We start from the raw sequence: 12,294 nt of genomic DNA, 5'->3' as shown, positions 1-12,294 counted from the left end.
CGTGTTCTCCGTGACCGTTCGCGACCACATGATGGTGGCGCACAGCTTCCGGGGTGACGTGTTCGGACCGGCCCAGCGGCTGCACGGTGCCACCTTCGTGGTGGACGCCACCTTCCGCCGCCCGGACCTCGACGACGACGGCATCGTCGTCGACATCGGCCGCGCCAACGAGCAACTGGCGGAGGTGCTGGGGGAGCTCACCTACCGCAACCTCGACGACGAGCCCTCGCTGGCCGGCACCAACACCACCACCGAGGTGCTCGCCCGCGTCGTGGCCGACCGTCTCTGCGACCGGATCGGCGCAGGCGGCCTCGGCGAGGGGGCCCGCGGGATCACCGCGGTGGCCGTCACCCTGCACGAGTCCCACGTCGCGTGGGCCAGCTACGAGCGGGAGCCGTGAGCACCCGGCGAGAGGTCCACGTCGTCGTCCCCGACGACATCGACGACCCGACCACCCCGAGCGGCGGCAACGTCTACGACCGCCGCCTGTGCGAGGAGCTGAGCCGGTCGGGGTGGACGGTGCGGGAGCTGACGGTCCCCGGAGAACCCGGAGACTCGCTGGCCGGTGTCCTCGCCGACGTGCCCGGCGGGGCGGTCGCCCTGGTTGACGGGCTGGTCGCGGTGGCGGCGCCGCACGCGATGCTGCGGGAGTCGAGCCGGCTCCGGCTCGTCGTACTCCTGCACATGCCGTTCGGCGAGCGCGACCCCGACCTCCGCGCCCGGGAGCGCCAGGTGCTCGCGGCGACGACCGCCGTCGTGACCCCCAGCGGGTGGAGCCGGCGATGGGTGCTGCGGCACTACGGCCTGCGGCCGTGGTCGGTCCACGCTGCCCCGCCCGGCGTGGACCCCGCCGACCTGACGACTGGGAGCGAAGCCGGCACCCGACTCGTCTGTGTCGCCGCTGTCACTCGCGACAAGGGCCATGACGTGCTGCTCGCGGCCCTGGCCGAGGTGGCCGACCTGTCCTGGCAGCTCACCTGCGTGGGTTCGCTGTCCAAGGATCGTCGGGTGGCCGCGAGCGCGCAACGTGCCGCCGTCGCCCACGGCATCGACGATCGCGTGACGTGGGCCGGCGCGGTGTCGCGCGAGGAGCTCGCCAAGGTCTGCGCGCAGGCCGATGCGCTCGTCCTCGCGAGCCGGGCCGAGAGCTGGGGAATGGTGGTCACCGAGTCGCTGGCGCGCGGGGTGCCGGTGATCGCAACCGAGGTCGGCGGGCTCCCGGAGGCGCTCGGCTCGTCGGCTGCCGGGCTGCTGGTCCCGGCCGGGGACGTGCCCGCGATGGCGGGTGCACTGCGGCGCTGGCTCGAGGACGAACGGCTGCGCAACGACCTGCGGCTGGCCGCGCGCTCCCGTCGTACGACGCTGACCGGCTGGCCGCTCACCGCGGCCAGGGTCGCCACCGTGCTCGACGAGGTGTCCCGATGAGCCGGCGGACGTGGGCCTGGGTGCGCAACGTCGGCGGGGCGGCCGTCATCGGCGTACTCCTCTGGCGCCTCGGCACCGGACCGTTCCTCGACGGCGTGCGCACCGTCGACGGACGCGCCCTGCTCATCGCGACCGTGATCGCGATGGGTACGACGGTTTGCTGCGCCTGGCGGTGGAGCGTGGTCGTCCAGGGGCTGGGGGTCGGGCTGCCGATGCGCCAGGCCGTGGCGTCCTACTACCGCTCGCAGTTCCTGAACAGCACCCTTCCCGGGGGAGTCCTCGGTGACGTGCACCGGGCCGTCCGTCACGGTCGCGAGGCCGGGGACCTCCCCCGCGGTGCGCGGGCCGTCGTCTGGGACCGCGTGTCCGGACAGCTGGTCCAGCTCGTGCTCACCGTTCTGGTGCTGCTCGCGCTGCCCTCGCCGGTCAGGTCGTCGGTGCCGGTGGTGGGGGCCCTGGTCGTGGGCGGGCTGGTGGTGGTCGTGCTCGGCTGTCGTGCCCTGATGCACCACGGCGCCGCGCGGTGGACCCGGATGGTGCGCACCGCCGCGTCCGACCTGCGCACCGGGCTCCTCGCCCGGCGTGCGTGGCCGGTCATCCTGGTCGCGTCATCGCTCGCCGTGTTCGGCCACGTCCTCACCTTCCTGGTCGCGGCCCGCACCGTCGGGTCGACCAGCTCGACGCTCCAGCTGGTGCCGCTCGCGCTGCTCGTGCTCGTCGCGATGGGCATCCCGGCCAACGTGGCCGGCTGGGGTCCGCGCGAGGGCGTGGCGGCCTGGGCCTTCGCCGCAGCCGGGCTCGGTGCTTCGGAAGGAGTCGCCACGGCCGTCGTCTACGGCGTGATGGTGTTCGTGGCCAGCCTGCCCGGCGCCGTCGTGCTGCTGGTGGGGATGCGGAGGCCCGCCCATGCCTGAACGTCCCTACACCTTGCTCAGCTGCGGCATCTCGATCGACGGGTACCTCGACCGCGGCACCGGCGAGCGGTTGATCCTCTCCAACGAGGCCGATCTCGACCGGGTCGACGAGATCCGCGCCGGGTGCGACGCGATCATGGTCGGTGCGGCGACCATCCGCCACGACAACCCGCGGCTGCTCGTCCGCCACCCGGCGCGCGTCGAGCAGCGTGCCGCCCGCGGTCTGCGTCGCTCACCGGTCAAGGTCACGCTCACCCGGCAGGGCGACCTCGACCCGTGCGCCGACTTCTTCGCCACCGGCGACTCCGAGAAGCTCGTCTACTGCGCCAGCGACGCCGTGCTGTCGACCAGGCGACGGCTCGGCGCCGCCGCCACGGTGGTCGACGGCGGTCGCCCGGTCGACGTACGCCGGATGAGCGAGGACCTGCGGACACGCGGCGTACGCCGGCTGATGGTCGAGGGCGGCGGCACAGTGCACACCCAGTTCCTCACCGCCGACCTGGCCGACGAGCTGCAGCTGGTGGTGGCGCCGTTCTTCGTGGGCGACTCGCGAGCCAGCCGGTTCGTGGGCGACGGCCGCTTCCCCTTCCACCCCGGCCGCCGGGCGAGGCTCGCGGAGGTGCGTCCGATCGGGGACGTCGTGCTCCTCCGCTATGCGCTCTCGTCCCGTTTCTGCCTGGACCTGACCGAGGAGAGCGCATGAGCACCCGACCACCGACGGCCACGATCCGCACCCAGCTCGTCATCCCGTTGGAGTTCGCCGACGGGTACGCCGCCGATGCCCGTGTCTTCACCTTCCACGACCTCGTCGACGGCCGGGAGCACCTCGCGCTCGGGCTCGGCGACCGGGTGCGCCCGGTGGCCTCCCGCGCCGACGACCCGCCCCTGGTCCGGCTGCACAGCGAGTGCCTGACCGGCGACGTCTTCGGCAGCCAGCGCTGCGACTGCGGACCGCAGCTGCGCGAGTCGGTCGAGCGGATCACCGACAGCGGCGGCTACCTGCTCTACCTCCGCCAGGAAGGGCGCGGCATCGGCCTCTACCGCAAGCTCGACGCCTACCTGCTCCAGGACGACGGACTCGACACCTACCAGGCCAACCTCGCCCTCGGCTGCGCGGCCGACGCGCGCGACTACACCCCCGCGGCCCAGATGCTGCGGGCGTTGGGGGAGCCGCGCATCGAGCTGCTCAGCAACAACCCGGACAAGGCCGCCCAGCTCGACGGGCTGGGCATCACCGTCACCGAGCAGGTCCCGACGATGGTGCACCTGTCACCGGCCAACGGCCGCTACCTCGCGGCCAAGGCGAGGTACGGCGCGCACTCGCTCGACGGGGTGCTGTAGCTCGACGGGATCGGATGCTCAGGTCGGTCCGCGGGCGATCATGGTGTCGGCGAACCGGTCCATGTACGACCAGTGCTCCTCCACCATCCGCTCTCGCAGCGGCGTCGATCCTGCGCGATCGCGGTGGTAGCAGAAGAACTCCACGGCGTGAGCGTCGCCCAGTGCCCCCGTCGACGCAACGAGACGGCGTCGCCACCTGGCCTGCGCGTTGACGGAACGTTCCGACAAACGCGGTGGTGACGGAACGTTCCGTCAACCCGGATCGCAGGTCGGGCTCACATGCCGGCGCCCCACCGGCCGCCCTTCTCCTTGTCCTCCAGCCGGGTACGGCGAGATGGCGACGCTTCCGGTCCATCCAGGCCGCGGTGCCGAACACCACGACGAGGACGACCACGATGGAGATCACGATCGGGGCCAAGACAATTCAGGCAACGATGCCGAAGCCTCCGGTCCAGGAGACCTTCTCGGCGGCTGCGAGCTTGATCTGCAGGAAGCCGATGGCTTCGAGCTCGCGGGCACGGCTGAGGGAGCCGGTGTCGATGGCCTCGAGGCGCCCGGCCGTGACGATCTCGGCGACCTGAGCCTTGGCGTCGGCGTCGTCACCGGCGATCAGCACGGTGGTGGTCAGCGCGCCGACGGCACCCGACGCGAGGGTCGAGGCGAAGTTGGTGTTGAACGCCTTGACCACGCGGGAGTCCGGCAGGGCCGCGGCGATCACGGCAGTGGCCGAGCTGTCGGCGGGGACGACGAGCGAGTCGAACGTCTCGAAGTTCAGGGGGTTGGTGATGTCCACGACGATCTTGCCGGCGAGGCTCTCGCCGCGCTGCGCGAGCACGCCCTCGACGGCGGGGTAGGGGACGGCCAGGACGACGATGTCGCCGGTGACCTGCTTGTCGGCGTCGGAGGTGTTGAGCTGCTCGACGGTGTGGGCGCCCTTGCCGGCGATGGCCGCGATGGCCTGCCCCATGTTGCCGGTGCCGATGATGCTGATGTGTGCCATGGTCTGCTCCTGGTCAGTTAGTTGTTCCTACAACTAAGACCGTACGACGATTAAGTTGTAGCGTCAAGTAATCCGTTAGAGTGGTGCCATGACCGACTGGCTGGACGACGAGCAGCAGGCCGCCTGGGTGCGCCTGATCGCGATGGTGGAGCTGCTGCCCGGCGTACTCGACACGCAGCTGCGCCGCGAGGCCGACCTCACCCACTTCGAGTACTTCCTGCTCGCCATGCTCTCCGAGGCTCCCGAGCGGACCCTGCGGATGACCGCCCTCGCCGTACGCACCAACGCCACGCTGCCCCGCCTCTCCCACGTCGTACGACGGCTGGAGGAGCGTGGCCTGGTCGAGCGCTTCCCCTGTCCCGAGGACGGCCGGGCCACCAACGCCCGGCTGACCGAGGCGGGCTGGGCCAAGGTCGTCGAGACGGCGCCCGGTCACGTCGCCACCGTCCGCCGCAACGTGATCGACGCCCTCACCCCGAAGCAGGTCGAGCAGCTCGCGGCGATCGCGGGCGCCATCCTCGAACGCATCGACCCCGACGGCACGATGTCGCCACGATGAGCGTCCCGTGGGCGATGCAGATCGTCGTGCGGGTCGAGAAGGACCCGTCGCCCGCGCACACCGCAGTGCTGCGCGCGGCGGGTTCGGCCGTCGCCGTCTCGCTGGCCGGCTTCGTCGCACCCGACGCCGATCCCGAGGTGCGCGAGCGCACCGAGCGGTGGCGTTCCGGCCCCATCCGCAAGGTCGTCCGGCGTGCCCGTGGCGCCGGGTGGACCCGACAGCTGGCCGTCGCGGGCGTGGCTGTGCACCGGTTCCACGGCGTCGACGTCGCGGTGCACGTGCCCGGACCGGTCGACGAGGTCGACCCGGAGATCTCACGGCTGCAGGTCGGCGGCCTCACCCTGGAGGACGCGGACGAGAACGAGCCGGAGGGCGCCGGCGTTCGGTTGTGGCTGAACCCCCACCTCACCCTGACGACCGGCAAGGCGGCGGCCCAGGTCGGTCACGCCGCCCAGCTGGTGTGGGAGTGGCTGCCGGCCGACGGCGCCGACAGGTGGGTGGCCGACGGCGCTCCGCTCGACGTCGTGGTGGGTGCCGAGTCCGACTGGGCCGGGTTGGTGGAGCACGCGCCCGTGGTGGTCACCGACGGCGGCTTCACCGAGGTCCCGCCGGGCACCATCACGGTCGTCGCAGGTCCGGTCAGCTCCAGCCGCCGTACGGCACCGTGAGGATCTCGAGGACGTGGCCGTTGGGGTCGTCCCAGTAGAGCCCGCGACCGCCGTCCTCGTGGTTGATCTCGCCGGGTAGCCGGTGGAAGGGGTCGGCCCAGTACGGCAGGCCGCGCTCCTCGATGCGCCCGTGGATTGCGTCGAACTCCTCCTCGGAGACCAGGAACGCGTAGTGCTGCGAGCGCGGCTTTCCCTCGCTGTCGGCGACGTCGAGGGACACCTCGTTGGCCACCTTGACCTCGAGGAACGGTCCGTAGGGTCGTGGCTCCGGGAGGCCGAGGATCTCCACGAGATGGCGGGCGGTCTCCTGCTTGTCGTGGGCGTGCACGATCGTGTGGTTCAACTGGACGGCCATCCCACCATCATCCCCTCGCGGCGGCGTACTCCTGGAGGAAGCGCGCCTCGGCGGTGGCGACGCGCTCGATCTCGCCGGGATCCACGCTCTCGTTGGGCGCGTGGATGAGCGCCAGCGGTTCCTCGACGCCCATCAGCAACAGCTCGGCGTCGGGATAGGTCTCGTGGAAGACGTTGCACAACGGGATGGATCCGCCCTGTCCGAGAAGCACCATGTCGCGCCCGTAGGCCTCGCTCATCGCCTTCCGCATGGCGTCGTACGCCGGGCCGTCGGTCTCTGCGCGGAACGGACTGCCGGTCGCCTCGATCTCCGTCGTGACCGTGACGCCCCAGGGTGCGGCCGCACGCAGGTGGGCCGTCAGCGCGGCCTCGGCCTGGTCGGGGTCGGTGCCCGGCGGGATCCGGAGGTTCAGCCGGGCACTGGCCCGCGGCACGATGGCCGCGGTGGAGCCGACCACGGGCGGGCAGTCGATGCCCAGGATCGTGAGAGCGGGGCGCGCCCAGAGCATGTCCGAGACGGTGCCGGCGCCCAGCAGGGACTCCCCGCTGCCCATGCTCGCGTCGCTCCTGAACGCATCCGGGTCGTACGGCGCTCCGGCCCAGGTCTGGTCGTGCTGGAGGCCCTCGACCGTGGTCTCGCCCTGTGCGTCCCGAAGGCTGGCCAGGATGGAGACCAGGGCGGCCAACGCGTCGGGGGCAGGACCGCCGAACATGCCGGAGTGCAGCTCACCGGGCAGCGCCTCGACGTGCACCACGACGTTGACCATCCCGCGCAGGCTGACCGTCACTGCGGGCACACCGACTGCCGCGTTGCCGGTGTCGCAGACCAGGATCGCGTCGGCGCGGAGCAGCTCGGCGTTCTTGGGCACGAAGTCCTCGAGCCCACCGGTGCCCTGCTCCTCGGAGCCCTCGACGACCAGCTTGAGGTTCACCGGCACCTCCGAGCCCAGTGCACGCAGCGCGGTCAGGTGCATCAGGATGTTGCCCTTGCAGTCCGCTGCGCCACGGCCGAACCACCGGCCGTCGACCTCGGTCAGCTCGAAGGGCGGGGTCCGCCAGGCGTCGTCGTCGAGTGGCGGCTGCACGTCGTAGTGGGCGTAGAGCAGCACGGTCGGCGCGGAGGCTCCGGGCCCGGGCCGGCTGCCCACCACGGCGTTGCTGCCGTCCGCGGTCTCGTGCAGGCCGATGTCGGTGAAGCCCTCCTCACGGAAGGCGTCGACCACCCAGTTGGCCGCGCGGGCACATTCCTCGGGCGGGAACTGCCGCGCATCGGCCACCGACCTGATCGAGACCAGCTCGGCCAGCTCGGAACGGACGCGCGGCATCAAGGCGCTGATCTGCTGCCCGAGATCGCTGCTCACTGTTCCACCGTGTCGGCGTACTTGAGGTCGCTGACGTAGCTCTTGAAGTCGTCGAGTGCCTCGGGGCAGTAGACCTGGATGACGGCCAGCTCGCCGAGGACGGCGCGCTTGTCGGCGACGATCGGCCGCATCCCCGGCCCGCTGGAGCCGGTGCTGAGCATCGAGTAGAGCGTGGCCTGGGCCAGGGCGTCCCCGGGGTTCTCACAGATGGCGCCACCGTCGGAGCCGAGCACCCGCACCAGCTGGTCCTTCGACGGCACGTGCTGGGCGCCGGCGTCCTTGAGCGCGGTGATCAGCTGGTCGGCCTTGTCGTTGGCCTTGCTGCTCTTGTTGGCCGAGCTGAAGGTGAACAGCCCGATCACGATGAAGACGCCCAGGATGATCCAGGCCCCCCAGTAGACCCAACGGTTGTGGTGCTCGGGCTCGGGTGCGTACTCGCTCATGACGCCTCTCCCTCCGCCGGAATCGGCTGCTTCCACGAGGGCTTGCGCAGCCGGTAGAACAGGAACGGCACCAGCAGGCCCAGGCCGAGGGCTCCGCCGCCGACGATCAGGAAGTAGCTCCACCCGCTGCCGCCGCCGAACTGGGAGGGTGGGATGAAGCCGATCAGCAGGGCGGCCAGCGAGGACGCCAGGCCGACGCCGCACAGGCCGACGAGCATGGGTGCCCGGTAGCCGCGGGGATGGTCGGGGTCGTTGCGCCTGAGCCGTACGGCGGCGACGAACATCAGCAGGTACATGATCAGGTACACCTGCGTGGTGATCACCGAGAAGATCCAGTAGGCGCTCGACACGTCGGGGATGAGGGCGTAGCCGAGGGCGATGACCGTGGTGAGCGCGCCCTGGGTGACCAGGATGTTCTGCTGCACGCCGTGCTTGTTCAGCGCCTGGAGGTACGGCGGGAGGTAGCCCTCCTCGCGGGAGATCAGCAGCAGCCCCTTCGACGGACCGGCCAGCCAGGTGAGCATCCCGCCGAGAGAAGCGGCCACGAGCATGATGCCGAAGATCGGGGTCAGCCACTGGGTGTTGAACTCGGCGAACACGGCGTCAAAGGCCTGCATCACACCCGCGGTCAGGGACAGCTGGTCGGCCGGCACCACCCAGCTGATCGCCAGGGCCGGCAGGATGAAGATCGCCAGCACCAGGCCCATCGCGAGGAACATCGCCTTGGGGAACTCCTTGCCCGGGTTCTTCAGCGAGCTCACGTGCACCGCGTTCATCTCCATGCCCGAGTAGGACAGGAAGTTGTTGACGATCAGCACGAGGCTGGAGAGGCCGGCCCAGGCCGGCAACAGGTGAGAGGAGTCCATCGGTGCCGCGGACGGGTTGCCCTGCCCGAGGAAGAGCGCAGCGAGGAAGATCAGGACCACGCCCGGGATGAGCGTGCCGATGATCAGGCCCATGCTCGCGAGGCCCGCCACGCCCGACGTACCTCTCGAGGAGACCCAGACCCCGGTCCAGTAGACGACCACGATGACGATGGCCGTCCACACCCCGCTCGTGGCCAGCGCCGGGTTGATCACGTAGGCCAGCGTGCTCGCGACGAACCCGAGCAGGCTGGGGTAGTAGAAGATCGTCATCGCGAACTGGCACCACACCGCCAGGAACCCCATCGGCTTGGAGATGCCCTGGGAGACCCACTTGTAGATGCCGCCCTCGTAGCCGGACGCGAGCTCGGCCGAGACCAACGAGGTCGGCAACAGGAACACCACAGCGGGGACGAGGTAGAGGAACACGCAGGCGAGGCCGTAGACCGCCATGGTCGGTGCGGCGCGCAGGCTGGCCACCGAGCTGGTCGTCATCATGGCCAGCGCGACCCACGAGATCCACGCGGTGGTCGGCGCCTTCGCCTTGGCCCGGGAGGCGGCGATCGGCTGCTCGGCGGGCATGTCCATCGCACTCATCTGTGCCTCCTGGGTGGTGTACCGAACAGTCGGAACACATGTTCACGCCGCCCGTGACGGGGCAGGGTCACCCCAACCGGGTGAACTCTCACCCGACGATGTGCAGCTCCCGGGAGGTGTTGTTCAGGCGCCGTCCGCCCTCGTCGGTGACGGCGACGATGTCCTCGATGCGGACGCCGAAATTGCCGGCGAGGTAGACCCCGGGCTCGACCGAGAAGCACATGCCCGGAACGAGCGGCTGCTCCTCGCCCTCGATCATGTACGGCGGCTCGTGGGTGGTGACGCCGATGCCGTGGCCGGTCCGGTGGATGAACTGTTCGCCGTAGCCCGCATCGGTGATGACCTGACGGGCGGCCCGGTCGATGTCCTGGCACACCACTCCGGGTCGCACGGCCTGGACGCCGGCCTCCTGGGCCTGGCGCACGACTTCGTGGACCTCGCGGATCTGTGCGGTGGGTTCACCGACGCACACCGTGCGGCTGGTGTCCGACCCGTAGCCGAACATCAGCCCGCCGAAGTCGAGGACGATGCAGTCGCCTACCTCGATCACCCGGTCACCGGCCTCGTGGTGCGGGTTGGCGCCGTTGGGTCCGGAACCGACCACGGTGAAGTCGACCTGCTCGTGGCCGAACTGCTTCAGCAGGCCGGCGAGGTCAGCGGCCACGTCGGTCTCGCGTCTCCCGGCGAAGCGCACCCTGACGATCTCGCCGTACGCCGCGTCGGCGGCGGCCCCGGCAGCGGTCATCCGGGCCAGCTCGTTGTCGTCCTTGACCGCGCGCAACATCGGCATCCGTTGGGTCATCGAGCCGTAGCCCGAACCCGGTAGGGCGCTCTGCAGCCCCAGGAGGTGCATCGCCCAGGCGTTGTCGGAGATCGCGTAGGTGCCTTCGGGTCGGAGCATCGGGCTGGCGGCGGCGTACGGGTCGGCGCCGTCGGTCCAGTCGACCAACGTGGTCGCTGGTGTGCCCTCAGCGGCCTCGGCGTCCGGACGCTCCAGCGTGGGGACGAGCAGCGTGGGCTCTCGCTCGGCGGTGAGGAAGAGCATCGTCAGTCGTTCGGTGATGGCGGTCGGCTGGTAGCCGGTCAGCCACACCAGGTCTGGCCCCGGCGTGACCAGCACACCGTCGAGTCCGGCGGCGCCGGCGTCGGCGACGACCCGCGACATCCGCGCGGCGTAGTCATCGGTCGTGAAGGGCACCGCGGTCGGGCGGTCGCTGACGGTCATGGTGTCCTCTCGGTCGCGGTGGTGGGCAGGGTGTGCAGGTGCGCGGCTGCGGAGGCAGCGGCATCCTGCAGTGTGCCCTCCGCGGCACGGTGCCGGCGGATGGCGACGATCGCGAGGAGGATCCCGAGAGCGCTGATCACGGTCATCACCCAGGAGGCGGCCGACAGGCCCGCCGCCAGCGCGGCCGAGGCGGACTTGCCGTCCTGCTGCTGGTTGGCGATCACCGTGCCATAGACCGTGGCGGCCAGTGCGGTCGCGACGGCCGCGCCGACGTAGCGCGCCATGTTCGAGACACCGGAGGCCTCGCCGACCTGCTTCTCGTCGACGCAGGACGTGGCCGCCGACGAGGACGGTCCGTTCGACAGCCCCATGCCGACCGCGATGGCGATGATGGGGAGCAGGAACGCGGCGTACTGCCAGGACGCGTGGGTGAAGCCGATCGCGGCGAAGCCCGCCGTGCTGATCAGGAACCCGGCGCCGATGGTCTGGCGGCCGCCGAGCTTCTTGGCGAACCGGGGAACGAGCGGCGCGACCACGACCAGGCCGACCGTGGCCGGCAGGGTGGCGAGACCGGCTTCGAGCGGGCTGAACCCGAGCGACGCCGGGTCCTGGAAGTACAGGCTGAGCAGGTACATCAGCCCGTTGATGGTGCCGGCGCCGATCAGGATGGCGAGCGTCGATCCGACCAGGATCCGGTTGCGCAGCAGCTTCAGGTCGAGGAGCGGGAGGGCCACCCGCTGCTCCACCTTCACGAAGGCGAACCCCGCGGCGATGGTGAGGGCGAAGCAGCCCAGGGTCGCGACGGAGAACCAGCCCCAGTCGCCACTCTTGCTCACGCCGAGGATCACCGGCACCAGCGTGAGCGCGACCAGCACCGTGCCTGCATAGTCGATGGTCGGGGGCCGATCGGGATCGCGGGACTCCGAGACCGTGAAGTACGTCAGCACCATGCAGCCGACGGCGACACCGGCGTCGATCCAGAACAGGCCCTGCCAGCCGGTGATGTCCACGAGCAAGCCGCCGAGGAGGGGGCCGGCGGCAGCACCGACGGCCGCGGCTGCACCCCACAGGGAGACGGAGCGCAGCTGGCTGTCGCCGCTGGTGGCCACGGTGAGCAGGCTCAACCCGCAGGCGAGGATGGTGGCACCGGAGGCACCCTGGATGAGCCGACCGGCGATCACCATGCCGCCGGACTGCGCGAGGGCGATCAGGATGCACGACCCCACGAACAGCAGCAGGCCGAGCTGGAAGATCCGCTTCCGGCCGAACACGTCGCCCAGCGAGCCCGAGGTGATGATCACGGCCGCGCCGACGAGCGAGTAGCCCGTCACCGCCCACTGGAGGGTGTTCACCGACATGCCGGTGTCCTCGCTGATCGCCGGCAGCAGGATGCTCACGGCCGAGGTGTTCGCATTCACCACCAGGGTGGAGATGCAGGTCGCTGCGAGCACACCGCCTGCGGTGGCGCGCGCCTGTTGTCCGAGGTCGGTCATGGGACTCCTCTCCGGCTCAGACGCTAGGTCGAGCGGCTGCGGCGGGCCTTC

At 70.8% G+C, this 12,294-nt stretch carries 15 protein-coding genes; 7 read left to right on the top strand and 8 right to left on the bottom strand.

The genetic code is table 11. The features are described 5' to 3' along the window. Window position 1: 1 nt before the first annotated feature. Genes H976_RS0102940 through ribA form a run of 5 tightly spaced genes read left to right on the top strand, consistent with a single transcriptional unit; the run spans window position 2 to window position 3,680 of the window. On the top strand, window positions 2-400 hold the full coding sequence (locus H976_RS0102940) for a 6-carboxytetrahydropterin synthase (RefSeq protein ID WP_027860313.1): 399 nt from the start codon (window positions 2-4) through the stop codon (window positions 398-400). After that, entirely contained in the window at window positions 397-1,425 is a 1,029-nt protein-coding gene (locus H976_RS0102935; protein ID WP_027860312.1) for a glycosyltransferase family 4 protein, read from the top strand. Before H976_RS0102940 ends, H976_RS0102935 begins: the two co-directional genes overlap by 4 nt. Further along, window positions 1,422-2,339 (top strand): lysylphosphatidylglycerol synthase transmembrane domain-containing protein, encoded by a 918-nt coding sequence (locus H976_RS0102930; RefSeq protein WP_027860311.1) that lies wholly within the window; start codon window positions 1,422-1,424, stop codon window positions 2,337-2,339. Before H976_RS0102935 ends, H976_RS0102930 begins: the two co-directional genes overlap by 4 nt. Beyond that, window positions 2,332-3,042 carry a dihydrofolate reductase family protein gene (locus tag H976_RS0102925; protein ID WP_027860310.1) on the top strand — a complete coding sequence of 237 codons (711 nt, stop codon included), beginning with the start codon at window positions 2,332-2,334 and terminating at the stop codon, window positions 3,040-3,042. Before H976_RS0102930 ends, H976_RS0102925 begins: the two co-directional genes overlap by 8 nt. Then, window positions 3,039-3,680 (top strand): GTP cyclohydrolase II, encoded by a 642-nt coding sequence (ribA, locus tag H976_RS0102920; protein ID WP_027860309.1) that lies wholly within the window; start codon window positions 3,039-3,041, stop codon window positions 3,678-3,680. Before H976_RS0102925 ends, ribA begins: the two co-directional genes overlap by 4 nt. 18 nt (window positions 3,681-3,698) lie before the next feature. Here the strand turns inward: ribA and H976_RS30545 are convergent, their stop codons facing one another. Both H976_RS30545 and H976_RS0102910 read right to left on the bottom strand, forming a co-directional pair. Beyond that, window positions 3,699-3,824 (bottom strand): YciI family protein, encoded by a 126-nt coding sequence (locus tag H976_RS30545; protein WP_231388776.1) that lies wholly within the window; start codon window positions 3,822-3,824, stop codon window positions 3,699-3,701. A 280-nt stretch (window positions 3,825-4,104) separates the two neighbouring features. Further along, window positions 4,105-4,680, bottom strand: a complete 576-nt coding sequence (locus H976_RS0102910; protein WP_027860308.1) for an NADPH-dependent F420 reductase — start codon at window positions 4,678-4,680, stop codon at window positions 4,105-4,107. A gap of 88 nt (window positions 4,681-4,768) precedes the next feature. Between H976_RS0102910 and H976_RS0102905 the strand changes: the two genes are divergently transcribed. Both H976_RS0102905 and H976_RS24250 read left to right on the top strand, forming a co-directional pair. Continuing rightward, window positions 4,769-5,239 (top strand): MarR family winged helix-turn-helix transcriptional regulator, encoded by a 471-nt coding sequence (locus tag H976_RS0102905; protein ID WP_027860307.1) that lies wholly within the window; start codon window positions 4,769-4,771, stop codon window positions 5,237-5,239. Next, window positions 5,236-5,907, top strand: coding sequence for a hypothetical protein (locus tag H976_RS24250; protein ID WP_036224446.1), 672 nt, complete (start codon window positions 5,236-5,238; stop codon window positions 5,905-5,907). The genes H976_RS0102905 and H976_RS24250 overlap by 4 nt, the downstream gene beginning before the upstream one ends. Here H976_RS24250 and H976_RS0102895 read toward each other — a convergent pair. The 6 genes from H976_RS0102895 to H976_RS0102870 all read right to left on the bottom strand — a co-directional run bounded on the left by H976_RS0102895 (window position 5,879) and on the right by H976_RS0102870 (window position 12,243). Continuing rightward, window positions 5,879-6,262, bottom strand: a complete 384-nt coding sequence (locus tag H976_RS0102895; RefSeq protein ID WP_027860306.1) for a VOC family protein — start codon at window positions 6,260-6,262, stop codon at window positions 5,879-5,881. The two genes, H976_RS24250 and H976_RS0102895, sit on opposite strands and share 29 nt — an antisense overlap. A gap of 7 nt (window positions 6,263-6,269) precedes the next feature. After that, window positions 6,270-7,622, bottom strand: a complete 1,353-nt coding sequence (locus H976_RS0102890) for a dipeptidase (protein WP_155917930.1) — start codon at window positions 7,620-7,622, stop codon at window positions 6,270-6,272. Next, entirely contained in the window at window positions 7,619-8,065 is a 447-nt protein-coding gene (locus tag H976_RS0102885; RefSeq protein WP_027860304.1) for a hypothetical protein, read from the bottom strand. The genes H976_RS0102890 and H976_RS0102885 overlap by 4 nt, the downstream gene beginning before the upstream one ends. Continuing rightward, window positions 8,062-9,525: an APC family permease gene (locus H976_RS0102880; RefSeq protein ID WP_027860303.1), complete on the bottom strand. Its 1,464-nt coding sequence runs from the start codon at window positions 9,523-9,525 to the stop codon at window positions 8,062-8,064. Before H976_RS0102880 ends, H976_RS0102885 begins: the two co-directional genes overlap by 4 nt. Window positions 9,526-9,613: 88 nt before the next feature. Further along, window positions 9,614-10,750, bottom strand: a complete 1,137-nt coding sequence (locus H976_RS0102875) for a Xaa-Pro peptidase family protein (protein ID WP_027860302.1) — start codon at window positions 10,748-10,750, stop codon at window positions 9,614-9,616. Next, window positions 10,747-12,243 carry an MFS transporter gene (locus H976_RS0102870; protein ID WP_027860301.1) on the bottom strand — a complete coding sequence of 499 codons (1,497 nt, stop codon included), beginning with the start codon at window positions 12,241-12,243 and terminating at the stop codon, window positions 10,747-10,749. The genes H976_RS0102875 and H976_RS0102870 overlap by 4 nt, the downstream gene beginning before the upstream one ends. Between the last annotated feature and the right edge of the window lie 51 nt (window positions 12,244-12,294).

The organism is Marmoricola sp. URHB0036, from assembly GCF_000426045.1.
Classification (GTDB): domain Bacteria; phylum Actinomycetota; class Actinomycetes; order Propionibacteriales; family Nocardioidaceae; genus Marmoricola.
Note: the sequence above shows the minus strand (reverse complement) of the source record. Positions and strands in the feature narration are given on the sequence as shown.

Bases quoted from the DNA above. Each gene is read 5' to 3' on its own strand.
- H976_RS0102905 (WP_027860307.1), top strand. From the start codon at position 4,769: ATGACCGACTGGCTGGACGACGAGCAGCAGGCCGCCTGGGTGCGCCTG.
- H976_RS0102880 (WP_027860303.1), bottom strand. From the start codon at position 9,525: ATGAGTGCGATGGACATGCCCGCCGAGCAGCCGATCGCCGCCTCCCGG.
- H976_RS0102930 (WP_027860311.1), top strand. From the start codon at position 1,422: ATGAGCCGGCGGACGTGGGCCTGGGTGCGCAACGTCGGCGGGGCGGCC.
- H976_RS24250 (WP_036224446.1), top strand. From the start codon at position 5,236: ATGAGCGTCCCGTGGGCGATGCAGATCGTCGTGCGGGTCGAGAAGGAC.
- H976_RS0102925 (WP_027860310.1), top strand. From the start codon at position 2,332: ATGCCTGAACGTCCCTACACCTTGCTCAGCTGCGGCATCTCGATCGAC.
- ribA (WP_027860309.1), top strand. From the start codon at position 3,039: ATGAGCACCCGACCACCGACGGCCACGATCCGCACCCAGCTCGTCATC.
- H976_RS0102895 (WP_027860306.1), bottom strand. From the start codon at position 6,262: ATGGCCGTCCAGTTGAACCACACGATCGTGCACGCCCACGACAAGCAG.
- H976_RS0102875 (WP_027860302.1), bottom strand. From the start codon at position 10,750: ATGACCGTCAGCGACCGCCCGACCGCGGTGCCCTTCACGACCGATGAC.
- H976_RS0102910 (WP_027860308.1), bottom strand. From the start codon at position 4,680: ATGGCACACATCAGCATCATCGGCACCGGCAACATGGGGCAGGCCATC.
- H976_RS0102870 (WP_027860301.1), bottom strand. From the start codon at position 12,243: ATGACCGACCTCGGACAACAGGCGCGCGCCACCGCAGGCGGTGTGCTC.
- H976_RS0102885 (WP_027860304.1), bottom strand. From the start codon at position 8,065: ATGAGCGAGTACGCACCCGAGCCCGAGCACCACAACCGTTGGGTCTAC.